Raw genomic sequence first — 26,056 nt, 5'->3', positions numbered from 1 at the left:
CTTGGCCGGGGCGGGAGTCGCTACCGTTCGGTGCGGGCCCCGCCGGGCCCCTCCCGCCCACCGCAGGCAGTCCGACGCCGCTTGACGAGAAGAGGTCCCCGATGGCCGCACAGCTCTCCGACCAGGCCAAGGCCCTGATCGACGGCAAGAGTTTCGCCGTGGTCTCCACCATCCAGCCCGACGGCAGCCCCCAGTCCTCGGTGGTCTGGGTGAAGCGGGACGGCGACGACGTCCTCTTCTCCACGGTGGAGGGCCGCCGCAAGCACCTCAACCTGGTGAAGGACCCGCGGATCTCCCTGGTGGTCAACCCGCCGGAGAGCCCGTACTCCTACCTGGAGGTGCGCGGCGAGGCCACCCTCAGCCGGGAGGGCGGCAAGGAGCTGATCGACGAGCTGGCGCGCAAGTACCGCGGCGAGGCGTCCTACGGCTTCGACGACCCGGACGACGTCCGCGTGGTGGTCCGGCTCACCCCGCGCAAGGTGGTCGGCAACCTCTGAGGGGGCCCGGCGGAGGGGGCGGCTCCGGTAGGCAATGAAGAAGAAACGGCGTAGCCGCGGTATTGACATTCGAGAATGTCGCGGGGCACCCCCTCATGCCCACTACGCTTGACGCTGTGAGCATTCGCCTGTACGACACCAGCACCCGCCAGGTACGCGACTTCGTCCCGCTTGTACCGGGTTGTGTCTCGATCTACCTGTGCGGCGCTACCGTCCAGTCGGCGCCACACATCGGGCACATCCGGTCCGGGCTCAACTTCGACATCATGCAGCGGTGGTTCGCCTACCGCGGCTACCAGGTGACGTTCGCGCGCAACGTCACCGACATCGACGACAAGGTCATCGCCAAGGAGCGCCAGCTCGGCACGCCGTGGTGGCAGATCGCCTACGCCAACGAGCGGGCCTTCAACGACGGCTACTCGGCGCTCGGCTGCCTGCCGCCGACCGTCGAGCCGCGGGCGACCGGGCACATCCCCGAGATGATCGAGATGATGCAGACGCTCATCGCGAAGGGGCACGCCTACGCGTCGGACGGCAACGTCTACTTCGACGTGAAGTCCTTCCCCGGCTACCTCGAACTCTCCAACCAGAAGCTGGAGAACCTGCGCCAGCCCGAGGGCGAGGGCGAGACCGGCAAGCGCGACCAGCGGGACTTCGCGATGTGGAAGTCGGTCAAGCCGGGCGAGCCGAGCTGGAACACCCCGTGGGGCCCCGGCCGTCCCGGCTGGCACCTGGAGTGCTCCGCGATGGCGCACAAGTACCTGGGCCGGGCCTTCGACATCCACGGCGGCGGGATCGACCTGATCTTCCCGCACCACGAGAACGAGATCGCCCAGTCCAAGGCGTACGGCGACGATTTCGCCAACTTCTGGGTGCACAACGCCTGGGTCACCATGAGCGGCGAGAAGATGAGCAAGTCGCTCGGCAACTCGGTGCTGGTCTCCGAGATGGTCGAGCGCTGGCGTCCGATCGTGCTCCGGTACTACCTGGCGGCCCCGCACTACCGCTCGACCATCGAGTACAGCGAGGAGTCGCTGCGCGAGGCGGAGGCCGGCTTCGGCCGGATCGAGGGCTTCGTCCAGCGCGTGGTCGAGCGCTGCGGCACGGTCGAGGCGGCGCCCGAGGTGCCGCCGGCCTTCGCCGAGGCGATGGACGACGACCTGGGCGTGCCGCAGGCGCTGGCCATCGTGCACACCGCCGTCCGCCAGGGCAACAGCGCCCTCACCGCGGACGACAAGGAGAACGCGGTGGCGCGTCTGGCCGAGGTCCGTGCGATGCTCGGAGTACTGGGTCTCGACCCGCTGGACCCGCAGTGGGCCGGGACCGAGCGCGGCGAGGACCTCCACGGGGTCGTCGACTCGCTGGTCCGCATGGTCCTGGAGCAGCGGCAGGCGGCCCGGGCCCGCAAGGACTTCGCCACCGCGGACGCCATCCGCGACCAGCTCGGCGTGGCCGGGCTGGCGATCGAGGACACCCCGTCCGGCCCGCGCTGGACGATCAACAGCCAGTAACTCCATCTGACGATGGGGTGAGGGTGGGCCGTACCGGACCGGTGCGGCCCTCCCGCATGACGTAGCGCATGCCGTCGGCCGACGCCGGGTTTCACCGGTGCGGCCGGGCATGCCGGACAGACAGGAAGTACAGCCATGGCCGGCAACAGTGCACGCAGGAACCGCCGCAACCCCGGGTCGAAGAAGGGCGCGAGTGTCGGTACCGGCGGCCACAGCCGGAAGGCGCTCCAGGGCAAGGGCCCGACCCCGCGCGGGGAGGAGCGCAAGGGTCACCCGAAGCAGCGCGCGGCCAACGCCGCGATCAAGCGCGAGCGGGACGCCAAGGCCCGGGCCGGCATGCGCCGGGCCGGTGCCGGCGGCCGCGGCGGCCGGGGCGGCGCCGGTGCCGCCGAGCTGGTCGTCGGCCGCAACTCGGTGGTCGAGGCCCTGCAGGGCGGCGTACCGGCCACCGCGCTGTACGTCATGCAGTTCATCGACACCGACGACCGGGTCCGCGACGCCTTCCAGGCCGCCAACGACCGCGGCATCCCGCTGATGGAGGCCCCGCGCCCGCAGCTGGACCAGATGACCGGCGGCCTGAACCACCAGGGCCTGGTGCTGCAGGTCCCGCCGTACGAGTACGCGCACCCGGACGACCTGCTGGTCGAGGCCTCGGACGCCGGCCAGGACGCGCTGATCATGGCGCTGGACGGGGTCACCGACTCGCGCAACCTGGGCGCCGTGGTCCGCTCCGCCGCCGCCTTCGGCGCGCACGGCGTGGTCATCCCCGAGCGCCGGGCGGCCGGTATGACCGCCGGCGCCTGGAAGACCTCCTCCGGCGCCGCGGCCCGGCTGGCCGTGGCCCGGGCCACCAACCTGACCCGCGCGCTGGAGGCCTACCAGAAGGCCGGCCTGCTGGTGGTCGGTCTGGCCGCCGACGGCGAGGCCGAGATCGGCGACCTCGAGGCGCTGGCCGGCCCGGTCGTGATCGTCGCGGGCAGCGAGGGCAAGGGCCTGTCCCGGCTGGTCGCGGAGACCTGTGACATCCGGGTGCGGATCCCGATGCCGGGCGCCACCGAGTCGCTGAACGCCGGCGTGGCCGCGGGCATCGTGCTGTACGAGGCCGCGCGCCTGCGCAGCAAGGTCGGCTGAGCCCTTCCGACGCAACCGGGCCGAGCCGTCGCACGACGGCTCGGCCCGGCTCGTTCCGGCGGGGCGGGCGGGTTCCGGCGGAGCATGACCGGGCTTGCCGGGCTCGTTCCGGCGGGGCGAAGACGGGCTCGCCGGGCTCCTCCCGAGGGAGCACAGCCGGGTCGGACGGCGCAGGAGATCTTCCGGATTCTCCGCAGTCCGTCCGCAATTCGGGTGAAAGCGATCGGGCCCGATCGGGCCCGATCGCTTTTCTCATGATCACTTCAAGTGGGCGCCGGACATCCACTCGGGAGAGTGTCCTAACCGGGTGTCACCCGGTTAGACGGGTGTGGACACCAGAACACCTCGGCGCCCCCTCCTGGGCAGCGGCAGCACCGGGATAGACGCGGGCCCCGGCCTCAATACCGTCAAGGTGCCGTCCGACCCTGCGCGCCTCAGCATCACCCAGGCGAGCTTCCGGCTCCGGCTCGGCACCCCGGTGGCGCCGCTGATCGACCCCCCGGCGGGACTGCTCTCCACCGGCGCCGCGTTCGGCGATCCGTACGCCGGCCAGGGCCTGATCCGCCGTCCGCTGGTCACCCCGCAGGTCGTCGTGCCCGCCTCGGCCGTACCGGCGCTCGCCGGGGCCGGTGCGCCGCGGCGCAAGGGCCGGGTCACCGCCGTCACCTGGACCGGCCAGGCGCCCCCCGGGGACCAGGCGGCCACCCAGCTGCTGGAGGCCGTCCGGCTGACCGGCGTGCCCGCGCCGGCCGGGATCGGCGGGCGCGCCGCGGTCGGCGGCTCCACGGCCGACGACGACACCCGGGTGATCCCGCCGTACGCGGGCGCCCGGACCGTCCCGCGCCAGCCGCGCGAGGGCGCCGGCAGCGCCACCGAGGCGGGCGTCGGCCCGGTCGGTGCGCCCCAGGGCTGGACGCCCAGCGGTGAGCTGCCCGAGGTCTCCGCCACCGCGGGCGAGGGCAGGCCGCCGTGGTACCCCGGCCGCCGGGTGGACCTCGGCCTGGTGCTGCTGCCGCTGCGCGCGGTGCTGGGCTCGCTCTCGGTCTACGCCGGGTTCAGCAAGCTCTGCGACCCGGTGTACTTCGACGGCGGCGAGCGCGGCTCGATGATGCGCTGGCTCTCCTCGCTGCACCCCTGGAAGGTCGCCGAACCGCTGCTGGCCTTCGCGATGGCGCACCCGGTGGGCTCGGGCCTGGTGGTGTCGTTCACCGAGATCGTGGTGGGCGTGCTGACCGTCCTGGGCCTCTGGCAGCGGCTCGCGGCCGGAGCGGCGATGCTGCTCTCCGCCGCCCTGCTGTTCACCGTCAGCTGGCGGGCCGTGCCGGTCTACGACACGCCCGACCTGATCTTCCTGGCGGCCTGGAGCCCGCTGCTGATCGCCGGAGCGCCGTTCGCCTCGTTGGACGGGCGACTCAACCTGGAGGCCTGGCGACGCCACGGCGCGGGTGCGCCGGCGGCGCTGCGCCGGCGGGTGCTGCGGCGCGGCGCGGTGGTCACCGCGGTGGTGGTCGGCCTGACCCTGCTGCTCGGGTCGATGCTGGGCGCGGCGGTCCGCACCGGCGGCCGACCGCACCCCGCGCCGTCCCGTCCGGCGACGGACTACGGCACGCCGGTCTGGCCGAGCGGCGGGCCGTCCGTGGCCCCCGGCGGGCAGGGCCCGGCCACCTCGCCCTCGCCCGCGGCCTCGCGTCCGGCCTCGCCCGCGGCCGGTGCGTCCGCGCCGCCGACCTCGGCTCCGGCGCCGGCCTCGGCCTCGCCGAAGGCCGGGACGGCCACCCCGAGCGGCAAGGCGCGGTCCACCAAGCCGGAGAGCGGTGCGAGCTCGGCCCCGGCGGCGGCGCCGCCGACCGCGGCCCCGGCCGCCTCGGCGCCCGCGCAGCGCGGCACCCCGGCGGCGGGCAGCGGTTCGGGGGCGGCGCCCAAGCCGAGCCCGAGCAGCAGCTCCGGCTCGGGGCTGCTCGGCGGCGTGCTGGGCAGCGGGCCGCTGGCGGAGCTGTCCGGCGGCGGTGCCCGGAACTCCCGGCCGGGGTCGCCGACGGCGACCTGACGGGCCTTCGGGCCCTCCGGGGAACGCAGGTGGCCGGGTGCTCCGTGGGGGAGCACCCGGCCACCTCGCCGTGTCCGGGGCCGTCCGCGGGCCTCCGGGGGCCGTGCCGGCCGCCTACGGGCCCGCCGGGCGGCTCGCCGGGTCATCGGGCCGGGCGGGCGGCCGGAGGGCCGGGCTACCGGGGCGTGTGACCGGCTCCGGCGGCGAGCTCCTTGGCCGCCTCGGTGAGGTCCTTCGCGGTGTCGATGGCGCGCCAGTAGACGCCCTGCGGCAGCTGGTACCCCGCCAGGCGCTTGCCGCGCGCGAGTTGGGGGAAGGTGGTCCGCTCGTGGTCCCCGACGTCCGGCAGCAGCTCGGCGAACTCCGGGCTGAAGACGTACAGGCCGGCGTTGATCAGGAAGGGCGAGGGCGGGGCCTCGATGAAGTCCAGCACATTGCCGAACTGGTCCGTCTCCACCGCGCCCCACGGGATGCGCGGCCGGGCCAGCGCGAGCGTCGCGACGGCGTCCCGCTCGTGGTGGAAGGCGGCCATGTCGCGCAGGCTGAAGCGGGTCCAGATGTCGCCGTTGGTGGCGTACCAGGGCTCGTCCGGCCGGGGCAGCGCCTTGGCGGCGTACTTCAGACCGCCGCCGCGGCCCAGCGGTTCGGCCTCGACGACGGTGCGGACCTTCAGCGGCAGGTCGGTCCGGTCGAGCCACTCCTCCAGCACGGCCGCCAGGTGCCCGCAGGAGATGACCACGTCGGTGACGCCCTCGGAGGCGAGCCAGGACAGCTGGTGCCCGAGGATCGGCGTGCCCGTGCCGGGGATCTCGACCAGGGGCTTCGGCCGGTCGTCCGTGTAGGGCCGCAGCCGGGAGCCCTGGCCGCCGGCCAGGATGACTGCCTGGGTGACGGCCGTCGTCCCGGGCGGGGACGGCTGCGGTGCCTGCGGTGCCTGCTGGGACGTGAGGTCGGCGGTGGGGCCGGAGTCAGCGGTCATGCCTGCACAATAGGCCGCCGCCGGGGTGCGGGGCCCTAGCCGGTGACACCCGAGGCGAAGGAGCCGTCACAGACCGGGCGGGCGAAGGAGCGGGCCCGCTGGACGTCCCCCTGGTACTTGCGGACGGCCGCCTTGCCCAGCTCGCCGGCGAGCGTGGTGCAGTACGGCGTCAGCGCCGGCTGCTCGCGCATCGAGCGCTCCAGCAGGTCGAGCGCGCTGCCCGGGTTGTGGGCGCGCAGCTCCTCCAGGAGCGCGACGCGCAGGGCGTCCTGCGGGGCGAGGCCCTCCGGGGCCTTGGCGGCGGGCGCCCGCCCGATGCCGGCGCCGTCCTCGCTGGACGCCGCCACGACCTGCTGGTCCAGCCCGGTCGGCGGAGCCCACGGCACCCTGGTCACGGCGAGGGTGCCGGTGGTCACCAGGACCACGGGCAGGGTCAGGGCGATGGTCTGGCCGATTCGGCGAACAAGCTGCTTCACGCTCAGGAGAGTAGCGCTGGGTGGGGGCCGGATCGCCCTCCGTTACACCATCGAGTGACGTGCTGTCCGGGTTCGTCCCTTCACCGTGTTGACGGCGGTGCCGCGGACGGCCGAACGACGGCGGAGCCCCGCCGGACCGGGTGGTCCGGCGGGGCTCCGCCTGTTCGTTCCTGGCCCGCGACGGTCAGTTGCTCAGGCGGGCACCGGTGCTGGTGTTGAACACGTGGGTCTCGTTGGCGATCGGCACGACGTGGATGGTCTCGCCGCGCTGCGGGATCTGCCGGCCGTGCACGCGCACGACCAGGTCCTTGTCCTCGCCACCGATCTTGGTGGTGCCGTAGACGAAGCCGTCCGAGCCGAGCTCCTCGACCACGTTGACGGTCACGGCGACGCCCTCGAGGCCGCCGGCCGGGACGATCTCGAAGTGCTCCGGGCGGATGCCGACGGTCACGGACTTGTCGGTGCCGGCGCCGGAGAGGTCCTCGCGGGAGATGTTGACGACCGAGCCGCCGAACTTCACGCCGCCGTCCACCAGCGGCACGTCGATCAGGTTCATCGCCGGCGAGCCGATGAAGCCGGCCACGAAGAGGTTGGCGGGCCGGTCGTACATGTTGCGCGGGGTGTCGACCTGCTGCAGCACGCCGCCCTTGAGCACCGCGACGCGGTCGCCCATGGTGAGCGCCTCGGTCTGGTCGTGGGTGACGTACACGGTGGTGATGCCCAGGCGGCGCTGCAGGCCCGCGATCTGGGTACGGGTCGAGACGCGGAGCTTGGCGTCGAGGTTCGACAGCGGCTCGTCCATCAGGAAGACCTGCGGCTCACGGACGATCGCGCGGCCCATCGCGACACGCTGGCGCTGACCGCCGGAGAGCGCCTTCGGCTTGCGGTCCAGGTAGTCGGTGAGGTCGAGGATCTTCGCGGCCTCTTCGACCTTGGTGCGGATCTCCGTCTTGTTGACGCCCGCGATCTTGAGCGCGAAGCCCATGTTCTCGGCGACGGTCATGTGCGGGTAGAGCGCGTAGTTCTGGAACACCATGGCGATGTCCCGGTCCTTCGGCGGCAGGTGCGTGACGTCGCGGTCGCCGATGCGGATGGCGCCGGCGTTCACGTCCTCCAGGCCGGCCAGCATCCGGAGGCTGGTCGACTTGCCACACCCCGAGGGACCGACCAGGACGAGGAACTCACCGTCCGCGATCTCCAGCTCCAGCGCGTCCACCGAGGGCTTGTCGGCCCCGGGGTAGACACGGGTCGCCTTGTCGTACGTCACAGAAGCCATGGCTGTGCTCTCCTTCACCGGCAGGAACGTGCCGGACGATCCGAGTAAAGGTGGATGTCGTGCGCGGTCCGCCCGGTGGTCTGAACCACTGCACGAACCGACTCCCGGCGACGCTACCTGCGCCTCGGCCGGTTGTCAGCCCCCGGCCCACTGGAATTCGGCATCGGTTCCATCACGCCCGGCCCGCTCCCGCCAACCCCCGGATATGCCACCACCGCCCCACCACTGCCCGGTAGACTGCCCCCGGTGCCGCCGTGACCTCGTCGCGGACGGTCACCATGCCTCCTTAGCTCAGCTGGCCAGAGCACCGCTCTTGTAAAGCGGGGGTCGTCGGTTCGAACCCGACAGGGGGCTCAGTTCTCTTCGGTGGCCCCGGGCTTCGTGCCCGGGGCCACCGGCGTTTTCCGGGGGTGGCCGGGGCGGAGCCGGCGCAGGGTCCAGTCGGGGGCGAGGGGCCGGGTGAGGGTGGTGAACAGCTCGGCGGCGCGGCGGTAGGAGAGGCGGGCGCGGCCGGTGTGGGGGCAGCGGTCGGCGGCCGGGGTGGCGGCGGGGGCGCGGCGGTCGGTGAGGAAGAGCGGGCCGGCGGTGCGGCCGGCGACGAGGAGCGGGAGCAGCCGGGCGGCGCCGGCCCGCCAGTGGACGGGGGCGGCCGAGGGGTGGCTGCGGCGGTGGCGGAGGTCGAGGTCGTCGACGTCGAGGGCGAGGACGGTCTCGACGGGGGCGCCGCTCTCGTGGAGCAGGTGCCAGAGGGCCTGTTCGCGCAGCGGGGCCCGGAGGGCGAAGAGGGCGCGCAGTTGGTCGGGGTCGAGCGGGGCGGGACCGGCGGAGGCCTCCGGTAGGGCCTGCGGGCGGAGGCCGGCGGCGGGGTCGGCGTGGATCCAGCCCTGAGCGCGCCACCAGGTGAGGGCGGCGCGCAGGGTGGAGAGTTCGCGGTTGAAGGTGCGCGGGTCGGTCGTGGTGGCGCGGTGGGCGGCGGCCGTCCGGAGGCGGGCGGCGGCGTCCGGGTGGTCGAGCAGCGCGAGCGGCAGGACGGGCGGCCGGGCGCGGCGCCGGTCGGGGCCGCCGGGGGCGGGGCGGTCCGCCAGTGCCCAGGCCCAGGTGTCCAGGGCGATCCGGTAGATCCGGCGGGAGGCCGTGCCGAGCTCGGCGGCGGCCAGGTAGCGCTCGACGGCGACCGCGTACTCGACGGGCTGAACGCTCGGCACGGGTGGCTTCCTTCCGCAGTAAATGAAGCGAGGACGAGAGGTCGAGTGTAGCGAGGATCCGCAGTAAAAGGCATGGTGGAGACGATTCTTGGGCACTTTTACTGCGGTAGTGGCGAGCGTCGGAAGAATTGATGGTCTCAGGCTCAACTTTGCCGCCGGAAACCCTTGTCCGCAGCCGTCGGGCGGCGGCAGACTTGCCGCCCATGGCAGTGGACGCGCAGCGCGCACCGCAGCCCGGAACGGCGGCCCCGCGCACGTGGGCGGACCGTCTGGCCGTGCTGGGTGAACGCGACTTCAGATGGTTCTTCGTCGGCTACACCACCTCGCTCCTGGGCTCCTCGATGGCGCCGGTGGCGGTGGCCTTCGCCGTTCTCGGGGCCGGGGGCGGCGGCAGTGACCTCGGCCGGGTGATGGCGGCCCGGATCCTGCCGATCGTGCTGGTCATGCTGGTCGGCGGGGTGGTCGCCGACCGGCTGGGCAGCCGGCGGGTGATGCTGGCCGCCGACGTCCTGCGCTGCGGCGTGCAGGCGGTGTTCGCCGCGGTGCTGGTGTCGGGCCGGGCGCCGCTCTGGGCGATGGTGGCGCTGGTCGCCGTCTGGGGCCTCGGGGAGGGGGTGTTCCTGCCGGCGTTCGGGGCGCTGGCGCCGGGCCTGGTGCGGGACGGGAGCCTTCTCCCGGATGCCAACACCCTGCTGGGGCTGGCCCGTTCGGTGGCCGCGGTGGCCGGCCCGGCCACCGCGGGTCTGGTCACGGCGGGGTGCGGCCCGGCGGCGGTCCTGCTGATCGACGCCGTCACCTACGCGATCGGGGCGGTGGCGCTCGCCCGGCTCCGGCTGCCGGCGCGGGAGCGGCAGGGCGAGGGCGGTTCGATGATCGCCGACCTGCGCGAGGGCTGGTCGGCCTTCCGGTCGCGGCCCTGGCTCTGGATCACCACGGTCCACATGGGGGCGTTCAACCTGCTGGTCTGGGCGCCGTTCCTGGTGCTCGGCCCGCTGACCGCGCAGCACGGGCTCGGCGGCGCGCGCGGCTGGGGGCTGGTGATGGGCGTCTACGGGGCGGGCGCGGTGCTGGGCGGGCTGCTGATGCTGGGGCGGCGCCCCGGCCGGCCGCTGGCGGTGGCGACGGTGGCGACGTTCGGCTGGGCGCTGCCCTCGGCGGCGCTGGCGGCGGGGGCGCCGCTGCTGCCGGTGGCGGGGGCGGCGCTGCTCGCGGGTGTCGGGGCGGCGGTCTGCGGTGCGCTGTACAGCACGACCATGCAGAGCTGGGTGCCGGCCGAAGTCCTGGCCAGGGTCGGTGCGTTCGGCGGTCTGGGGGCGTTCGTGCTCGGGCCCGTCGGGCTGGCCGCGGCGGGGCCGCTGGCGGACCGGGTCGGCGCCGGGGCCGTGCTGGCCTTCGGTGCGCTGTGGCAACTGGGCGCCGGGGTCGTGGTGTTGGCGGTGCCGGCGGTGCGCCGGCGGCGGTGGTAGCGGCGGGGGCGGCCGGCCGTGCCGGGGGCCGGGGCCGCCGGCCCGGGGTCCCGCTGTCCGTGCCCGGTCGGTCGCCGTCGGTCGCCCTCGGCGGGGCCGCCCGGGCCGTGCCCGCCCCGGCGGTCGCGCGGCGGGCACGGCGACCGGAGCGGTCGTACCGTGGAGGGAGTACGGGGGCGAACGAGGAGGTTGCCATGCCCGGTTCTCTCACCATCAGCCACCACGAGGCGTCGGTCGCGATGGACCACGCGGACGCCAAGCGGCTCGCCACGGTGCTGGAGGAGATCGCCTACCTGCTGGAGATCCCGGGGCCGAACCGGATCAACGAGGCGCAGCTCGACGCCCTGTGCGAGGGCCGGGCGCCCGACCGGGCCGAGCTGTCGCGCTGGTCCCGCGGGCTCGCCGCCGAGCTGAAGGGGCGGCTCTAGGCCGGACGGGAGACGACGGCGGCCGCGCCGCAGCGGCCCGGGCCGCCGTACGATGGCGCGCGGGGCGGGTGGTCCTCGCGCGCCCCGCGGGTGCCGGCGTGGCCGGCGGCCGGTCCGGCGGAGGAGGGCGGGGGCCCGAGCGTGCCGCAGTCCGTGTCACGGCCCGGCGCGATGGCCTGGCTGACGGTGGAGACGCCGCTGCCGAGCGGCCCGATGCACATCGCGGTGACGCCGCAGGGTGTGGCGGCGGCCGGGTACCTGGGGCGCCCGGGCGAGCTGCCGCAGTGCACCGACCGGTCGAAGATCGACGCGGTCACCGGCCGGATAGGCGAGTACCTGGCGGGCCGGCGGCAGGAGGTGGGGCTGCCGATCGACTGGAGCCTGAGCACCGGACCGCACCGTGCCGTGCTGCAGACGCTCTGGCACGAGGTGCCGTTCGGGCGGACCATCACCTACGGCGAACTGGCTTCCCGCAGCGGGGTGTTCGAGGGAGTCTCGGAGCCCGGGCTGGCGGCCAGGACGGTCGGGCAGATGATGGCCGCCAACCCCGTCGCGCTGCTCGTTCCGTGCCACCGGGTGGTGGCGGCGGACGGCATCGGCGGATTCGGCGGCGGCCGGGTCGGGATCGACGTCAAGCGCTGGCTGCTCACCCTGGAGGGGGCGCTGGAACCGACGCTGGACTGGGACGGCCCGCTGTAGCGGGGCCGGGGCCGGGTGGGTGCCCGGTGGCGGGGCGGACGGGTGGACGGGGACGGGTGCCGCCGACGGGGTGGCGCCGGCGGCCGCTCGCACGGGTCAGTGCACGAGTTCCACCGCGGCGAGGTCGCGGGCGAACGGGGTCTGGCGCGGCAGGACCGGCTGGATCCCGGAGACCAGGGTGTAGTCGATCCCGGCCGGATCCCCGGTCGCCGCGGTGTCCGGGCGCTCGCCGAGGGCCAGCTGCACCGCGTTCCAGGGCAGGTTGAGGCCGCACAGCCGCAGCTGGTGCAGGCCGCCGGAGGGCCGGGTGTTGACGTCGATGACCACCGGCTCCCCGGCCAGGTGGCGGAACTGCACGTTGGAGAGGTAGGACATCCCGACGGACTCGACCAGCCGGCGGGTGGGCTCCAGGTACCGCGGTGCGGTGGTGAAGCTGCGCCGGCGCCGGTGCTTGCTGCGGCCGACGGCGGCGAGCAGGGTGCCGTCGCGGTCGCCGAGGCAGTCGACCGAGATCTCGGGCCCCTCCAGGTAGGGCATCACCAGCAGGTCGGCCGGTTCGTCGGCGGCCGCCAGCGCGGCGGCCACCTGGTCGACCTGGACGCGGCTGTCCCAGCCGGCCAGCCGGTGCAGGCCGAAGGGCTCGCGGGTGAGCATCCGGAAGCCCTCGCCGCCCGCGCCGGAGGCGGGCTTGAGGCAGGCGGTGAGCCCGGCGGCCTCGATCCGGTCGACGGCGGCGAGCAGGTCGTCGGCGTTGCGGACCTGCCACCAGGGCGGGGTGGGCAGCCCGGCGGCGGCGATCGCGGCGTAGCCGTCGGCCTTGCTGTCGAAGGCCGCGATCGCGGTGGCGGGCGGGCAGACGAGGGCGGTGCCGATCGCCTCGAACTCCTGGTGGTGCAGGGAGATCGCGAGCTGGTTGAGCCGGGGCAGGAAGACGTCTATCGCGTGGCGGGCGCAGTAGTCGAGCGCGTAGGCGACGTAGGCGTCCGGGGTGAGGTCGCCCGGTTCCAGGGTGGCGTGGTCGGCGGCGGCGAGCACGGGGGAGTCGGCGTCGACGTGGGTGGCGTGGATCCGGACCGGGCGCGGAGCGGCGCGCAGCTGTTCGATGAAGAAGACGTTCTCGGCGTAGGTGCGGTTGAGCCAGACACGTACGGGGGCACTCATGAAGGCCTCCCAGGGCAGGGGTGAACGAGGGGAGGGCATCCGGTGCGGCCACACTCTCTCAACTGGCCCCGTGGCCCTTTGAGGTCGCACCTTAGCGGCCCCCCGCGGCGGGGTGGACGGCGGGTGGGTCCGCAGTCGGGGCGGGGCCCGGCCCGGGGTGGCGGCGGGGCGCGGGCGGTGTCCGGCGGGAGGAAGTCCGGGCGCGTTCGAATAGGCATCGAACTGGAATAGATCAGGTGATCTAGTCGTCCTATTTGTTCGGTTATCCCGACCACTCGAATGAGTGATTGTGGAACCCCTCGAATGGGCCCATCATGATTCTTGCAAGGCGACACTTCATCGGGTATGCGAAAGGCTCCCTATGTCGACCGAAACCAACGTCGGTATTCCTGCGCCGGGCGGCCCGCCGCAATCCGGGCAGCAGCAGAGCCTCGGTACGGCCGGCGCGAGGAACCTCGCGACGACCACCAAGTCCGCGCCGCAGATGCAGGGCATCAGCCCGCGCTGGCTGCTCAGGATGCTGCCGTGGGTCCAGGTCTCCGGTGGCACCTACCGGGTCAACCGGCGCCTGCGGTACTCGGTCGGCCGCGGCCGGGTGAGCGTCGTCAAGACGGGCTCCGAGGTGCGGATCGTCCCGCCGAGCCTGCGCGAGGTGCCGGTGCTGCGCGGCTTCGAGGACGACGCCCTCCTGGAGGAGCTGGCCGGTCGCTTCGTCCAACGCGAGTTCTCCGCCGGTGAGGTCCTGGTCACGGCGGGAGCGCCGATCGACGAGGTCCTCATCATCGCGCACGGCAAGCTCGACCGGCTGGGAACGGGCAAGTACGGCGAGCAGACGGTGATCGGCTCCCTCGCCGACGGCGACCACCTGGGCGACGAGGTGCTCCAGCGCGAGGACGGCGCCTGGCCGTACGCGGTGAAGGCCGCCACCGCGGGCACCGTGCTGGCGCTCTCCTGGCCCGCCTTCCAGGAGCTCGCGGACCGCTCCGAGGCGCTGCAGCTGCAGGTCATGGAGTACCTGGCCGGCTTCCAGCAGGCGCAGAACAAGCACGGCGAGGCGGCGATCGGGCTCTCCGCCGGGCACCACGGCGAGTTCGAGCTGCCCGGCGCCTTCGTGGACTACGAGCTGAAGCCGCGCGAGTACGAGCTGAGCGTCGCCCAGACGGTGCTCAAGGTGCACAGCCGGGTCGCCGACCTCTACAACCAGCCGATGAACCAGACCGAGCACCAGCTCCGGCTGACCATCGAGGCGCTGCGCGAGCGCCAGGAGGGCGAGCTGATCAACAACCCGGAGTTCGGGCTGTTGCAGAACGCCGCGTACGACCAGCGGATCCAGACCCACTCCGGCCCGCCCACCCCGGACGACATGGACGAGCTGCTGAGCCGGCGCCGCAGCACCAAGATGTTCCTCGCCCACCCCAGGGCGATCGCCGCCATCGGCCGGGAGTGCAACCGCCGCGGCCTCTACCCGGACACCGTCGAGGTCCACGGCAAGTCGGTCTTCGCCTGGCGCGGAGTGCCGGTCTTCCCGTGCAACAAGATCCCGATCACCAAGGAGAACACCAGCTCGATTCTCGCGCTGCGCACCGGGGAGGACAACCAGGGCGTCATCGGGCTGCATCAGACCGGAATTCCCGATGAATACCAGCCGAGCCTCTCGGTGCGGTTCATGGGGATCAGCGAGAAGGCCATCATTTCCTATCTCGTCAGCGCCTACTACTCCGCCGCCATTCTCGTGCCCGACGCGGTCGGCGTCCTGGAAAACGTCGACGTCGCACACCGTCACGACTGACCGGGGTCGGCCGGAATCGCGCCGCCCGGCCGGGAAAGCCCACGCCCGGCCGGGCGGCGCCCACCATCAGGGGGAGGAACCCATGGGAAGTTTCACGTTGGAGCGGGAGCACCGGGAGGGCCACGAGGCGGAGGACGTGCTCGCCCGCACCCGCAGCCTGGTCGATCCGGTCCTGCGCGCCGCGGTCGACTCGCTGCCCGGTTCGATGCGCAAGGTGGCCGGCTACCACTTCGGCTGGTGGGAGGCGGACGGCTCACCGGCCGCCGCGTCCTCCGGCAAGGCGATCAGGCCGGCCATGGTCCTGGCCGCCACCCAGGCGCTCGGCGGCAGCACGGCCACGGCCACCGCCGCGGCGGCGGCCGTCGAGCTCGTCCACAACTTCACCCTGCTCCACGACGACGTCATCGACCGCGACGAGACCAGACGCCACCGCGCCACCGCCTGGCGGGTGTTCGGCACCACCGAGGCCATCCTGGCGGGCGACGCCCTGCACTCGCTGGCGCTGCGCCTCCTCGCGGAGGACGCCCACCCGGCGGCGCAGGGGGCGATCCGCCGGCTCACCGACTGCGTGGTCGAGCTCTGCGAGGGCCAGCAGATCGACTGCGCCTTCGAGCAGCGCAGTGACGTTTCGCTCGCCGAGTGCCTGGCGATGGCGGAGGCGAAGACGGGCGCCCTGCTCGGCGCCGCCTGTGCGATGGGGGCGCAGTACGCGGGCGCCCCGGAGGAGGCGGCGCAGGCGATGGACGGCTTCGGCCGGGAGATCGGCCTGGCGTTCCAGCTCATCGACGACCTGATCGGGATCTGGGGTGATCCCGCCGTCACCGGCAAGCCGGTCGGAGCGGACTTGGTGGCGCGCAAGAAGTCCCTGCCGGTGGTGGCGGCGCTCGGCTCCGGCACCCCGGACGGCCGGGTGCTGGCCGAGCTCTATGCGCTCGAACGCCAGCTGACCCCGGAGGAGTTGAGCCGTTGCGCGGCCGCGGTGGAGGGCGCGGGCGGGCGAGGCTGGGCGCAGGGGGAGTCCTGCGAGCGGATGGCCGCCGCACTCGCCCAGTTGGCGACGGCGGTTCCCGAGCCGTCCGCGGCCGACGAACTGCTCGCCCTCGCCGAGCTGGTCACCCGGCGGACCCACTGACCCGGCGGACCCACTGACCGGGCGGACCGACTGACCGGGTGCACTTGTGGACCCGACACGCCTACCGGCCGGGTGAGTTCACCGGGCCGGCACGCCCCACCGGGGCTGACGGCCGCCGCCTCGGGAGGGCGGCGGCCGTCAGACCCGGCACCGGCACTGGCACCGCCCGGTGACCGGCGGGCCGCGTGGGCGTCACCGTGCTACGCGAGGGCGGCGAGCAGGCGCTGTTCCTTCGCGGGGACGATGCCGGTCTTCTGGGCGGCGCCCTTGCGGCCCTTGAGACCGTCGGCGTCGGTGTCCTCGGCCGGACCGCGCTGCCGCAGCCAGGCCCAGGTGTCGCGCGCGGTCTCGGCGAACGGCCGGCAGCGCAGCCCGGCGGCCCGCGCCCGAGCGGTGTCGGCGAGCCAGACGCCCGCCAGTTCCGGTACATCGGGTGCCCAGAGCGGGAGCTCACTCCACGGCTGGACGCTGTCCGGGCCCTCGGCGAGCAGCGGGCCGTCCTCGACCCAGACGAGTTCGGCGGGCGGCCGGGCGGCGTCGCCCTCACCGGTGGCCGCGCCGACGACCTCCACGCAGGTCGTCAGGAACTCCCCGAAGGTGACGTTCCCGGCCGGGGCGGTGGTGACGAAGCGCCCGGTGCGGCCCGCCACCAGGACGTCCACGCCGAACGCCGCGAAGTCGCGGACATCGATGACCTGCATCGCCCGGTCCGGGTCGCCCGGCGCCAGGACCCGGCCGCCGCGGGCCATCCGTTCCAGCCACCACGGCAGGCGGCCCCCGTTCTCGTGCGGGCCGATCAGCAGGCCGCTGTTGAGGATCAGGGTGCGGTCGGCGCCGAACCCCTCCAGCACCGCGCGTTCGCAACCGGCCTTGAGCGGGTTGCCGGGCGGCTGGTCGGGCGGGGTGTCGGCGGGGCAGGGGTGCAGGGGGGCGGTCTCGTCCACCGCCAGGGCCGGCCAGTCGGCGAAGGCGTGCACGGAGGAGACGAAGGTGTAGTGACCGGCGTGCTCGCGCAGCAGCCGGGCGGAGAGGGCGGCCTGGGAGGGCTGCTGCGCCGAGGTGTCGACGACGGCGTCCCACTGCCGCCCCTCGACCAGTCGGGCCAGGTCGTCGGCCGAGTCGCGCTCGCCCCGGACGGTTTCGACGCCGGGGAGGTCTCCCGGAGCGGCCGCGGTTGAAGGTGGTGATCTCGTGGCCCCGGGTGAGGGCTTCCGAAGCGAAGGCCCGTCCCAGGAAGGACGAACCGCCGAGCAAGAGGATCTTCATGCCGACAGCTTTTCCCGGCCGAGCGCTCTCCAGGCCCGAATTCGCGCTGGGCAGAGGCGCGCCGGCCGTGCCCCGGTGGCGGCGACACGGCGCAGTCCCGGCCCGGTTCGGCCCGGGGCAGGGCTCGGCGCAGTCGCCCGACCCCCGGCGCGACCGCCGACATGCTGATCGCCGGGGCGCCCCCTAGGATCCGTTTGAACCTATTTGTCCCTCTATGGGGCACGTGCCGAACCAGGGGAGATCGTCAGCATGGGCAACCCGGCACTCGTGGACCCGGCCACCGTCCGCGCGACCGCGGCCGAGGCGTGGATCTGGGGCTTCCCCCTCCTGGAGAACTACCGGGCGCTCTACCCCCAGGCGGTCGACGACGCGGACCCGCGCCACGTCGGCGGCTTCGGCGTCTTCCGGCACTATCCCCAGCCCTTCACCCCGGCCAACACCGACGTCGTCACGCCCAACAACGACACCCCGTACTCCTGGGCCTGGCTCGACCTCCGGGCCGAGCCGTGGGTGGTCTCGGTGCCCGCCGAGGACCGCTACTACGTCCTTCCGCTGCACGAGCTCGACACGCTGTACGCCGGGTTCATCGGTGCCCGGACCACCGGTCAGGAGGCCGGCGACTACCTGGTGGCGGGCCCCGGCTGGCAGGGCACGGTGCCCGACGGCACGGCCGGCGTGATCCGCACCGCCACCGAGCTGATCGGCATCGTCGGGCGCACCTACCTCGGCGCCACGTCGCCCGGGGTGGTCGAGGAGCTGAAGGGCATCCAGCGGCAGTACCGGCTGCGCCCGCTGCACGAGTACACGGGCACGGCGGCGCCGCAGCCCGCGCCCAACCCGGTCTGGCCGGTCTGGCGGGAGGAGGTGCTGGGCACCGTCGAGTTCTTCAGCTTCCTCGACTTCCTGCTCGGCTTCTTCCCCGTGCTGCCCGCCGACGCCGATCTGCGCGGCCGGCTCACCGATCTGGGCATCGACGGCCGGGGTGAGTTCGAGCCCGCCGCGCTGCCGCTGGAGGTCCGCGCCGAGCTCGAGCACGGTATCGCCGACGGCCGGGCCGAACTCGTCCGGGCGGCCGAACGGACCGTCGGCTCGACCGGCCTCTTCGGCACGCGCGAGCAGCTCGGCACCGACCACCTCAAGCGGGCCGTCGCCGCGCTGAAGGGCCTGTACGGGCTGCCCGCCGAGGAGGCCTGGTACGGCGGTTGGGCCGCCGACAGCGACGGCAACAGTCCGCCGAACACCGGCGAGCACGACTACGTCCTGCGCTTCGGGCCGGACCTGCTCCCGCCCGCGCGGTTCTTCTGGTCGGCCACCATGTACGCGCTCCCGGACCGCCTGCTGGTCGACAACCCCCTGGACCGCTACTCGATCGGCGACCGCACCCCCGGGCTGGTCCGCGACCCCGACGGCGGCCTCACCCTGTACATCCAGCACAAGCGGCCGGCCGACGCCCAGCACTCGGCCAACTGGCTGCCCGCGCCCGACGGCCCGTTCACGGTGGTCGTCCGGCTCTACGGCCCGGACGAACGGGCCCTCGACGGCCGCTGGACGCTCCCGCCGCTGACGCCGCGCTGATCCGGCCCCGCCACCCGCCGCACCGCCGCCCGCCGCCCCCGCCGCACCGCCACCCGCCGCACCGCCGCCCGCCGCCCCCGGCGACCCGCCCCCAGCGCCCCCCGACCCACCCTCACCGACCCACCCTCACCGACCCGCCCACCGCACACCCGGACCCGAGAAGGACTGCCGATGACCCAGCCCGAGCTGGAGGCCCTGGCCGCCGACGCCTACGTCTACGGCTACCCGCTGGTCTCCGACCTCACCATGGTCGAGCGCTTCACCGAGGGCGGGATGGGGACGCTGCCGGCGGCACCGTTCAACGCCTTCAGCCACGCCACCCGGCTGGCCGGTCCGGACGACCCCTTCGTCTCCGTCAACAACGACACCGTCTACTCGATCGCCCAGCTCGACCTCTCCGAGGGCCCGCAGGTGGTGCGGGTGCCGGACACCGCCGGGGCCTACTACGTGCTGCAGTTCGTCGGCGCGTGGACGGACAACTTCGCCTACCTCGGCCGGCGGGCCACCGGTACCGGCGCGCAGACCTGGCTGGTCGTCCCGCCCGGCTGGCACGGGACCCCGCCGGATCCGGAGCGCGTGATCGTCTCGCCGACCACCGTGGCCACCGTCGTCGGCCGATTCGCCTGCACCGGCCCGGAGGACCTGCCGCGCGTCCGGGCCCTCCAGGAGGGGCTGACGCTCGAACCGCTGGAGCCGGGCGGCCTGGTCGCCGGACTGCCCGCGCCGGACCCCGGGGTGCCCGAGCGGCTGGCCTTCTTCGAACGGCTCCGGATCTGGATGGCGGCCTTCCCGCCCGCCGGGCCCGACATCGAGTACCAGCAGCGCTTCGCCCCGCTCGGCCTGCTCGACACCGGACCGTCGCCCTATCGCGCCGCCGAGCCCGAGTGGACCCTCGCCCTGCTCAAGGGCCTGGCGGCGGGCCGCGAACGGGTCGAGGCCGCCACCCGGCCGCCGGAGAACCACCCGGCCGGCGAGTGGCGCTCGGGGCTGCACCTGTTCGACTACAACGTCGACTTCCTCGGCCCCGGCACCCTCGACGACCCCGAGTGGCGCATCCCCGACCGCCGTGCCGCCTACCTCAGCCGCGCCGCCGCCGCCCGCGCCGGCCTCTGGGGCAACCACGCGTACGAGGCGATGTACGCGATGACGTACGACGACGCCGACGGCCGCCCGCTCAGCGGCGCCCACGCGTACACGCTGCGACTGGACCAGCCGCCGCCGGTCGAGGCCTTCTGGTCCGTCACCATGTACGGCCTGCCGGACTACTACCTGGTCGCGAACCCGATCGCGCGCTACTCGATCGGCGACCGCACACCCGGTCTGGTCCACGGCGAGGACGGCTCGCTGACGCTCCGACTGCAGCACGACGCTCCCGCCGACCCGGCGGAGGCGGCGAACTGGCTGCCGACCCCGGAGGGGGAGTTCCGGCCGATCATCCGGCTCTACCAGCCGAAGCCGGCCGCACTCGACGGCACCTACCGGGTGCCGTCGATCCGGCGCGGCTGAGCGGTGTCCGCGGGCCGGTGACAGGGAGGAGGCGGGGATGGGCGACGCCGTCGGCCAGATGCTGGCCTCGGCCGTGGGCATCGCGATCAGCCCGATGCCGCTGATCGCGGTGATCCTGATGCTGGCCACCCCGAAGGGCAGGGCCAACGGGCCGGCGTTCACCGCCGGGTGGGTGGTGGCGCTGGCGGCGGTGGTCACCGTGGTGGTGCTGGTCGGCTCGGGGATCGGTGCCGACACCGCCAAACCGGCCTGGGCGTGGTGGCTGAAGCTGGCGCTGGGCGTGCTGTTCCTGCTGCTGGGGCTCAGACAGTGGCGGGCCCGTCCGCGCGAGGGGCACGTGCAGGGGCCGCCGAAGTGGATGCAGGCGCTCGACCGCTTCACCCCGGGCAAGGCGGCCGGGTTGGCGGCCGCCCTGGTGGCGGCCAACCCGAAGAACCTGGTGCTGGCGGTGGGCGGCGCGGTCTCGATCGCGACCAGTACGGCCACCGGCGCGGGCAAGGCGGTCGCGGCCGTGCTGATGGTGCTGATCGGCTCGCTCTGCACGCTGGTGCCGCTGGCGGTCTACCTGTTCGGCGGCGACCGGTCGGCCCGGGTGCTGGGCGAGTGGAAGGCGTGGATGGCCACCCACAACGCGGCGATCATGATCGTCGTCCTGGTCGTGCTCGGCGCGAAGTACGTCGGTGACGCCGTCGCCGGCCTGACCGGCTGAGGCGCGGACCGCTGCCCGGAGCCCCGCCCGCCCCCGCCCGGTTCAGCGCGCCGACGCGGGCGCGGACGCACCGCCCGTCGGGGCCGGGGAGGCGGGCGCACCCGTCGACGCCGTCCCGCTCGGCGTCCCCGACGGGCCCCCCGTCGGCCCTCCTGTCGGTCCCCCCGTGGGCGCTCCGGTCGGTGTCGTGGACGGAGCCGTCGTCGGCGTGGCGGTCGGCGAGCCCGTCGGGGCCGGGGCGGACGGCGACGCCGTGGGCCCGGGACCGGTCGGCGGGGCGGACGGCGTACCGCCGGTGGGCGCCGGGCCCGGGCCGGTCGGGGTGTCGGTCGGCTCGGCCGGGGCCGAGGTGCTGCCGCCCCGGTGCTGCGGACCGCCCTCCAGGGTGACCACCGCCTGCGAGGGCGGCAGTGCGATCCGGGCGGTCCAGTGCGCGTTCGGCGCGAGCTCCTCGTCGACGGTGACGATCACCGTGATCCGCTGGCCCGGTGCGAGCGTCCCGGCGTCCCGGCTGAGCCGGAGCCAGGTGGCCGCCACCTCGGCGTGCCAGCGGATCTCGGTGGTGCCGGAGTTGGTCAGGGTGAGGACGGTCCGGTTGCCGTACTCGCCGGCCTCGACCGTCAGCAGCCCGACCGGTGCGGGAGCGGGTGCCCCCGGCCCGCCGGCGGGGCCCGGGGCGCCCGGCGCGGTGCCGGCGACGGGTGCCGGTGCGGCGACCAGCGTCGGGCTGCCGAGCGGGCTCGCGCCCCGGCCGGGGACCGGAACGGCAGGGCCTTGGATCCCAGGGAGCAACGTTTCTGCAGCCCCCGGCCCGGCCCCGGCCAACTCCAGCCCGGCCACCGCCGGAACCGCCCCGACGGCCCCCACCACCCCGCCCGTCTGCCCGGGCTGTCCGGGCACCGGCCCCGGCACCGACCCGCTCGGCCGGTGCCCGGCGGCCCGCCCGTCGTCCTCGACCCGGACCGAGGAGACCGAGGCCGCCGCCCCCGTCCCGCTGCCGCCCCGGTGGCCGGCCCAGAGCGCGACCACCGGCGCGGCCAGCACGGCGGCCAGCACCCCGGTGGTCACCACCCGGCGGCGTACCGCCCGGGCCCGGCCGCTGTCCGGCACGCGGTGGCGCGGGAACCCGCCCTGGTCGAACCGCAGGCCCGGCTCGACCACCGGTGCCGGGGCCGACGGCCGGCGCCGCGCCGACTCTCCCGCCGCGCCCGGCAGGAACGCCGCCCCGCCGCCCGGCGCCGCCCCTTCGCCCGGCCGCGCCCCGTCGCCCCGCTGCGCCCCGGCGGTCGGGGGCGCCGACAGCACCGGCAGCCCCGACAGGCCCTCGGCGCCCTGCGCCACCTCGCCGGCCACCCGCTCCGCGGTACCCCGACAGGTCGGGCAGTCCGCCACGTGCTGCACCAGCTCCCGGCGCAGCGCGGGGCCGAGCACCCAGTCCCGCCAGCTCTCCGCCCCGGCCCCGCCGAGCCGGTCCAGCTCGGGACAGCTGCCGACGCCGAGCACCAGCAGCGCCGCCCTGGTCCGGCCGACCTCGGCCTCGGCCGAGGCGAGCAGTGCGCGGCAGCTCTCGAAGGGGACGCCCAGCACGGCCGCCACCTCGATCGGGCTCAGCCGGTGGCGCACCGACAGCTCCAGCGCCTCGCGCTGCCCGGGGTCGGTGCCGGCCGCCTCGGGCCAGGCGAGCGAGGCCAGCTCCCGCCGTCGCCGGCCGGCCTCCGCCGCCGGGAGCCCCGCCACTCCCGGGCCGGCCGCCGCAGCGGCGGCGCCGGCCGCGGCACCCGGACCGAAGCCGGCGCCGTCCTCCAGCCGCCGCAGGCAGCAGTACCGGGCCAGCGAGTAGAGCCAGGCCCGGACCAGTCCGGGCTCGGCCAGCCGGGCCCCGTGCCGCAGCGCCAGCTCGCGCACCTCGCACAGGGCGGCGGCGGCCGCGTCGTGCTCGCACAGCACCGAGAGGCAGTAGGTGAACAGGCCGTCCACCTGCCGGTCGTACGCCGCGAGCACGGGGTCGCGCGGCCCTTCAGTACGCGTTGTCACCCGTCCGACGGTAGAGAGGCCGGGGCCCGCGCCGAGGCCGTTCCCTGCTGTTGTACTTCTTTCGGGTAACAACATCGCCCATTCGTGGACCAGGACCGCCCCGGCCTCCCGCCCCACCGCCCCGCCCGCGCCGGACCACCAGCCCGCCCGCGCCGAACCACCGCCCCGCCCGCACGGCAGCACCCCCCGGCCCGCCGCCCCACCCGCGTTGTCGTACCCAGGCGCTACGGTGACCGCATGGCTGCCCGCACCAAGACCACCGCCAAGCCGCGCCCGGCGTACCGCTGCACCGAGTGCGGCAACCAGCTGCCCAAATGGGTCGGCCGCTGCCCGGAGTGCAACGCCTGGGGCACGGTCGAGGAGCACGGCGCGGTGCCGATCAGGACGACTGCCGCCGGGCCGGTGAGCGCGCCCGCCCGCCCGATCGGCCAGATCGACGGCCAGGTGGCCACGGCCCGCTCCACCGGCGTGCCCGAGCTGGACCGGGTGCTCGGCGGGGGCCTCGTCCCCGGTGCCGTGGTGCTGCTGGCCGGCGAGCCCGGCGTCGGCAAGTCCACCCTGCTGCTGGACGTCGCCTCCAAGGCGGCCAGTGCGCAGCACCGCACGCTCTACGTCACCGGCGAGGAGTCGGCCGGCCAGGTCCGGCTGCGGGCGGACCGGATCAACGCGCTCTCCGAGCACCTGTACCTCGCCGCCGAGTCCGATCTCGGCGCCGTCCTCGGCCACATCGAGGCGGTCAACCCGGGTCTGCTGATCCTGGACTCGGTGCAGACCATCGCCTCCGCCGAGCTGGACGGCGCACCCGGCGGGCCGGCCCAGGTCCGCGAGGTGGCCGGCGCGCTGATCCGGGCGTCCAAGGACCGCGGCATGGCCACCCTGCTGGTCGGCCACGTCACCAAGGACGGCCAGATCGCCGGCCCCCGCCTGCTGGAGCACCTGGTGGACGTGGTGCTGAGCTTCGAGGGGGACCGCCACGCCCGGCTGCGCATCATCCGCGGGATCAAGAACCGGTACGGCGCCACCGACGAGGTCGGCTGCTTCGAGCTGCACGATGAGGGCATCGTGGGCCTGGCCGATCCGTCCGGCCTCTTCCTGACCAGGCGTGACAAGCCCGTTCCCGGCACCTGCCTGACCGTCACCCTGGAGGGCCGCCGCCCGCTGGTGGCGGAGGTCCAGGCGCTGATGGTGGATTCGCAGATCCCGTCCCCGCGCCGGACGACCTCCGGTCTGGAGTCGCCCCGGATCGCGATGATCCTGGCCGTGGTCGAGCGGCACGGCGGGGTCAAGCTCGGCAAGCAGGACATCTACACCGCGACGGTCGGCGGGGTGAAGCTGAGCGAGCCGTCGGCGGACCTCGCGATCGCCCTCGCGGTGGCCAGTTCCTCCTCGGACACCCCGCTCCCGAGCAACCTGGTGGCGATCGGCGAGGTCGGTCTCGCGGGCGAGGTGCGGCGGGTGACGGGTGTCCAGCGGAGGCTGGCCGAGGCGCACCGGCTGGGCTTCACGCACGCGCTGGTCCCGCCGGACCCGGGCAAGGTGCCGGCGGGGATGAAGGTGGTCGAGGTGGCGGACATCGGCGAGGCGCTGCGGGCCATCCCGGGCCGCCGCCGGGCCGCCGCGAAGCCGCGCGGCGAGGCGGCGTCGGCGCCGCCCACCCCCCGCCGGGCCACCGCCGCGGCACCCGTCGCGGCCTACCCGGAGGAGCTCATGGAGGGGTGGGAGCCGGTCGACTCGGACGAACTGCGCTGACCCAAGCCCTGTTGATGCCGCACGCAGTTAGACTTTCCCCTGTCTAATTGGCAATAAGGCAGTAATAAGCGACAGAGCAACAGACCGTAGGCCGGCGCACGGCGCGAGGCGCGCGGTACGGGGTCGACCGGAGGAGTCACGTGGCAGCCAGCGACCGGGCGGACAAGTCCTCCCGCGAGGAGGCCCTGCTGCGGGCCTCCCTCACCGCCATCGCCCCCGGCACGGGGCTGCGTGACGGCCTGGAGCGGGTGCTGCGGGCCAATACCGGTGGTCTGATCGTGCTCGGCTTCGACAAGACCGTCGAGTCGATCTGTACCGGCGGGTTCGTCCTGGACGTCGAGTTCACCGCGACCCGGCTGCGCGAGCTGTGCAAGCTCGACGGCGCCGTGGTGCTGGACAAGGACATCACCAAGATCGTCCGGGCCGGGGTCCACCTGATGCCGGACTCCACGATCCCCACCGACGAGACCGGCACCCGCCACCGCACCGCGGAGCGGGTCAACCGGCAGACCGGGTTCCCGGTGGTCGCGGTCTCGCACTCGATGCGGCTGATCGCGATGTACGTCAACGGCACCCGCCGGGTGCTGGAGGACTCGACCACCGTCCTCTCCCGGGCGAACCAGGCGCTGGCCACCCTGGAGCGGTACAAGCTCCGGCTGGACGAGGTGGCCGGCACGCTCTCCGCCCTGGAGATCGAGGACCTGGTGACGGTCCGGGACGTCACCGCCGTGGCCCAGCGGCTGGAGATGGTCCGGCTGATCGCCACCGAGATCGCCGGCTACGTGCTGGAGCTCGGTATCGACGGCCGGCTGCTCTCGCTCCAGCTGGACGAGCTGATCGCGGGCGTGGAGCCGGAGCGCGAGCTGGTCGCCCGGGACTACTTCCCGGAGCGGGCCGCGAAGAAGGGCCGCACGGTCACCGAGGTGCTGGCCGACCTGGAGGCACTGACCCACGCCGAGCTGCTCGACCTGCAGACCGTGGCCAAGGCGCTCGGCTACTCGGGCTCGCCGGAGTCGCTGGACTCCGCGGTCTCGCCGCGCGGCTACCGGCTGCTGGCCAAGATCCCGCGCCTGCCCAACACGGTGATAGAGCGGCTGGTCGAGCATTTCGGCGGACTGCAGAAGCTGCTCGCGGCCAGCATCGACGATCTTCAGACGGTCGAGGGCGTCGGCGAGACCAGGGCGCGCTCGGTGCGCGAGGGCCTGTCCCGCCTTGCCGAATCGTCCATCCTGGAGCGCTACGTCTGAGGGTGACCCGGTACGCGCGGACGGCCCCCGGGGAGCGCTCCCCGGGGGCCGTCCCGTGCTCGGGCGCCGTGACCGCGCCACCGCTTCCGCGTCGCCGGTGCCGCGCCGCTTCCGCGTCGCCGGTGCCGCGCCGCTTCCGCGTCGCCGGTGCCGCGCCGCTTCCGCGTCGCCGG

The 26,056-nt window shown here is 74.5% G+C and carries 22 protein-coding genes and 1 tRNA gene; 16 read left to right on the top strand and 7 right to left on the bottom strand.

Features of this window, described 5'->3' with window-relative positions; all coding sequences use genetic code 11:
* Positions 1-101 precede the first annotated feature (101 nt).
* The 4 genes from ACWDRR_RS30065 (at position 102) to ACWDRR_RS30050 (ending at position 5,186) form a co-directional block, all read left to right on the top strand.
* On the top strand, positions 102-497 hold the full coding sequence (locus ACWDRR_RS30065) for a PPOX class F420-dependent oxidoreductase (RefSeq protein ID WP_449775389.1): 396 nt from the start codon (positions 102-104) through the stop codon (positions 495-497).
* Positions 498-613: 116 nt separating this feature from the next.
* A complete protein-coding gene (gene cysS / locus ACWDRR_RS30060; RefSeq protein ID WP_449775388.1) occupies positions 614-2,008 on the top strand; it encodes a cysteine--tRNA ligase in 1,395 nt (464 codons plus the stop codon).
* Positions 2,009-2,143: 135 nt separating this feature from the next.
* Positions 2,144-3,139 (top strand): 23S rRNA (guanosine(2251)-2'-O)-methyltransferase RlmB, encoded by a 996-nt coding sequence (rlmB, locus tag ACWDRR_RS30055; RefSeq protein WP_449775387.1) that lies wholly within the window; start codon positions 2,144-2,146, stop codon positions 3,137-3,139.
* A 412-nt stretch (positions 3,140-3,551) separates the two neighbouring features.
* Complete coding sequence (locus ACWDRR_RS30050; RefSeq protein WP_449775386.1) at positions 3,552-5,186, top strand: DoxX family membrane protein; 1,635 nt, start codon at positions 3,552-3,554, stop codon at positions 5,184-5,186.
* A gap of 175 nt (positions 5,187-5,361) precedes the next feature.
* Here ACWDRR_RS30050 and ACWDRR_RS30045 read toward each other — a convergent pair whose 3' ends face one another.
* The 3 genes from ACWDRR_RS30045 to ACWDRR_RS30035 all read right to left on the bottom strand — a co-directional run bounded on the left by ACWDRR_RS30045 (position 5,362) and on the right by ACWDRR_RS30035 (position 7,917).
* Entirely contained in the window at positions 5,362-6,165 is an 804-nt protein-coding gene (locus ACWDRR_RS30045) for a nucleotidyltransferase family protein (protein WP_449775385.1), read from the bottom strand.
* 35 nt (positions 6,166-6,200) lie between these two features.
* Entirely contained in the window at positions 6,201-6,641 is a 441-nt protein-coding gene (locus ACWDRR_RS30040) for a hypothetical protein (protein WP_449775384.1), read from the bottom strand.
* Between the two features lie 184 nt (positions 6,642-6,825).
* A complete protein-coding gene (locus tag ACWDRR_RS30035; protein WP_449775383.1) occupies positions 6,826-7,917 on the bottom strand; it encodes an ABC transporter ATP-binding protein in 1,092 nt (363 codons plus the stop codon).
* Between the two features lie 280 nt (positions 7,918-8,197).
* On the opposite strand from ACWDRR_RS30035, the gene ACWDRR_RS30030 reads away from it, so the two are divergent.
* Positions 8,198-8,271 (top strand) — tRNA-Thr (locus ACWDRR_RS30030).
* Here the strand turns inward: ACWDRR_RS30030 and ACWDRR_RS30025 are convergent.
* Positions 8,271-9,122, bottom strand: a complete 852-nt coding sequence (locus tag ACWDRR_RS30025; RefSeq protein ID WP_449775382.1) for a hypothetical protein — start codon at positions 9,120-9,122, stop codon at positions 8,271-8,273. The two genes, ACWDRR_RS30030 and ACWDRR_RS30025, sit on opposite strands and share 1 nt — an antisense overlap.
* Before the next feature lie 203 nt (positions 9,123-9,325).
* Between ACWDRR_RS30025 and ACWDRR_RS30020 the strand changes: the two genes are divergently transcribed.
* The 3 genes from ACWDRR_RS30020 to ACWDRR_RS30010 all read left to right on the top strand — a co-directional run bounded on the left by ACWDRR_RS30020 (position 9,326) and on the right by ACWDRR_RS30010 (position 11,715).
* Entirely contained in the window at positions 9,326-10,588 is a 1,263-nt protein-coding gene (locus ACWDRR_RS30020; RefSeq protein WP_449775381.1) for an MFS transporter, read from the top strand.
* Positions 10,589-10,782: 194 nt separating this feature from the next.
* Positions 10,783-11,016, top strand: a complete 234-nt coding sequence (locus ACWDRR_RS30015) for a hypothetical protein (protein WP_449775380.1) — start codon at positions 10,783-10,785, stop codon at positions 11,014-11,016.
* 141 nt (positions 11,017-11,157) lie between these two features.
* Positions 11,158-11,715, top strand: coding sequence for a methylated-DNA--[protein]-cysteine S-methyltransferase (locus ACWDRR_RS30010; RefSeq protein WP_449775379.1), 558 nt, complete (start codon positions 11,158-11,160; stop codon positions 11,713-11,715).
* Positions 11,716-11,811: 96 nt separating this feature from the next.
* Here ACWDRR_RS30010 and ACWDRR_RS30005 read toward each other — a convergent pair whose 3' ends face one another.
* Entirely contained in the window at positions 11,812-12,876 is a 1,065-nt protein-coding gene (locus ACWDRR_RS30005; RefSeq protein ID WP_449775378.1) for an ATP-grasp domain-containing protein, read from the bottom strand.
* Positions 12,877-13,237: 361 nt separating this feature from the next.
* Between ACWDRR_RS30005 and ACWDRR_RS30000 the strand changes: the two genes are divergently transcribed.
* Both ACWDRR_RS30000 and ACWDRR_RS29995 read left to right on the top strand, forming a co-directional pair.
* Positions 13,238-14,665 carry a family 2B encapsulin nanocompartment shell protein gene (locus ACWDRR_RS30000; RefSeq protein WP_449775377.1) on the top strand — a complete coding sequence of 476 codons (1,428 nt, stop codon included), beginning with the start codon at positions 13,238-13,240 and terminating at the stop codon, positions 14,663-14,665.
* An 82-nt stretch (positions 14,666-14,747) separates the two neighbouring features.
* A complete protein-coding gene (locus ACWDRR_RS29995; protein ID WP_449775376.1) occupies positions 14,748-15,797 on the top strand; it encodes a family 2 encapsulin nanocompartment cargo protein polyprenyl transferase in 1,050 nt (349 codons plus the stop codon).
* A 200-nt stretch (positions 15,798-15,997) separates the two neighbouring features.
* On the opposite strand, the gene ACWDRR_RS29990 is transcribed toward ACWDRR_RS29995, so the two are convergent.
* A complete protein-coding gene (locus ACWDRR_RS29990) occupies positions 15,998-16,774 on the bottom strand; it encodes an NAD-dependent epimerase (protein WP_449775375.1) in 777 nt (258 codons plus the stop codon).
* An 18-nt stretch (positions 16,775-16,792) separates the two neighbouring features.
* Between ACWDRR_RS29990 and ACWDRR_RS29985 the strand changes: the two genes are divergently transcribed.
* The 4 genes from ACWDRR_RS29985 (at position 16,793) to ACWDRR_RS29970 (ending at position 20,853) form a co-directional block, all read left to right on the top strand.
* Positions 16,793-16,975 (top strand): hypothetical protein, encoded by a 183-nt coding sequence (locus ACWDRR_RS29985; RefSeq protein WP_449775374.1) that lies wholly within the window; start codon positions 16,793-16,795, stop codon positions 16,973-16,975.
* Positions 16,976-17,312: 337 nt separating this feature from the next.
* Positions 17,313-18,638, top strand: coding sequence for a DUF1254 domain-containing protein (locus tag ACWDRR_RS29980; RefSeq protein ID WP_449775373.1), 1,326 nt, complete (start codon positions 17,313-17,315; stop codon positions 18,636-18,638).
* Between the two features lie 171 nt (positions 18,639-18,809).
* On the top strand, positions 18,810-20,144 hold the full coding sequence (locus tag ACWDRR_RS29975; RefSeq protein ID WP_449775372.1) for a DUF1254 domain-containing protein: 1,335 nt from the start codon (positions 18,810-18,812) through the stop codon (positions 20,142-20,144).
* Between the two features lie 37 nt (positions 20,145-20,181).
* Positions 20,182-20,853: a GAP family protein gene (locus ACWDRR_RS29970; RefSeq protein ID WP_449775371.1), complete on the top strand. Its 672-nt coding sequence runs from the start codon at positions 20,182-20,184 to the stop codon at positions 20,851-20,853.
* Between the two features lie 42 nt (positions 20,854-20,895).
* Here the strand turns inward: ACWDRR_RS29970 and ACWDRR_RS29965 are convergent, their stop codons facing one another.
* On the bottom strand, positions 20,896-22,887 hold the full coding sequence (locus ACWDRR_RS29965) for a BACON domain-containing protein (protein WP_449775370.1): 1,992 nt from the start codon (positions 22,885-22,887) through the stop codon (positions 20,896-20,898).
* 237 nt (positions 22,888-23,124) lie between these two features.
* Here ACWDRR_RS29965 and radA point away from each other — a divergent pair, with 237 nt between their 5' ends.
* Together radA and disA are read left to right on the top strand one after the other, a co-directional pair.
* Positions 23,125-24,636: a DNA repair protein RadA gene (gene radA, locus ACWDRR_RS29960; RefSeq protein WP_449775369.1), complete on the top strand. Its 1,512-nt coding sequence runs from the start codon at positions 23,125-23,127 to the stop codon at positions 24,634-24,636.
* Between the two features lie 188 nt (positions 24,637-24,824).
* A complete protein-coding gene (gene disA / locus ACWDRR_RS29955; RefSeq protein WP_148644934.1) occupies positions 24,825-25,883 on the top strand; it encodes a DNA integrity scanning diadenylate cyclase DisA in 1,059 nt (352 codons plus the stop codon).
* Positions 25,884-26,056 lie beyond the last annotated feature (173 nt).

The sequence above is a fragment of the Kitasatospora sp. NPDC003701 genome (assembly GCF_053587085.1).
The sequence above is the reverse complement of the archived record's forward strand: the minus strand, read 5'-3'. Positions and strand labels throughout refer to the sequence as shown.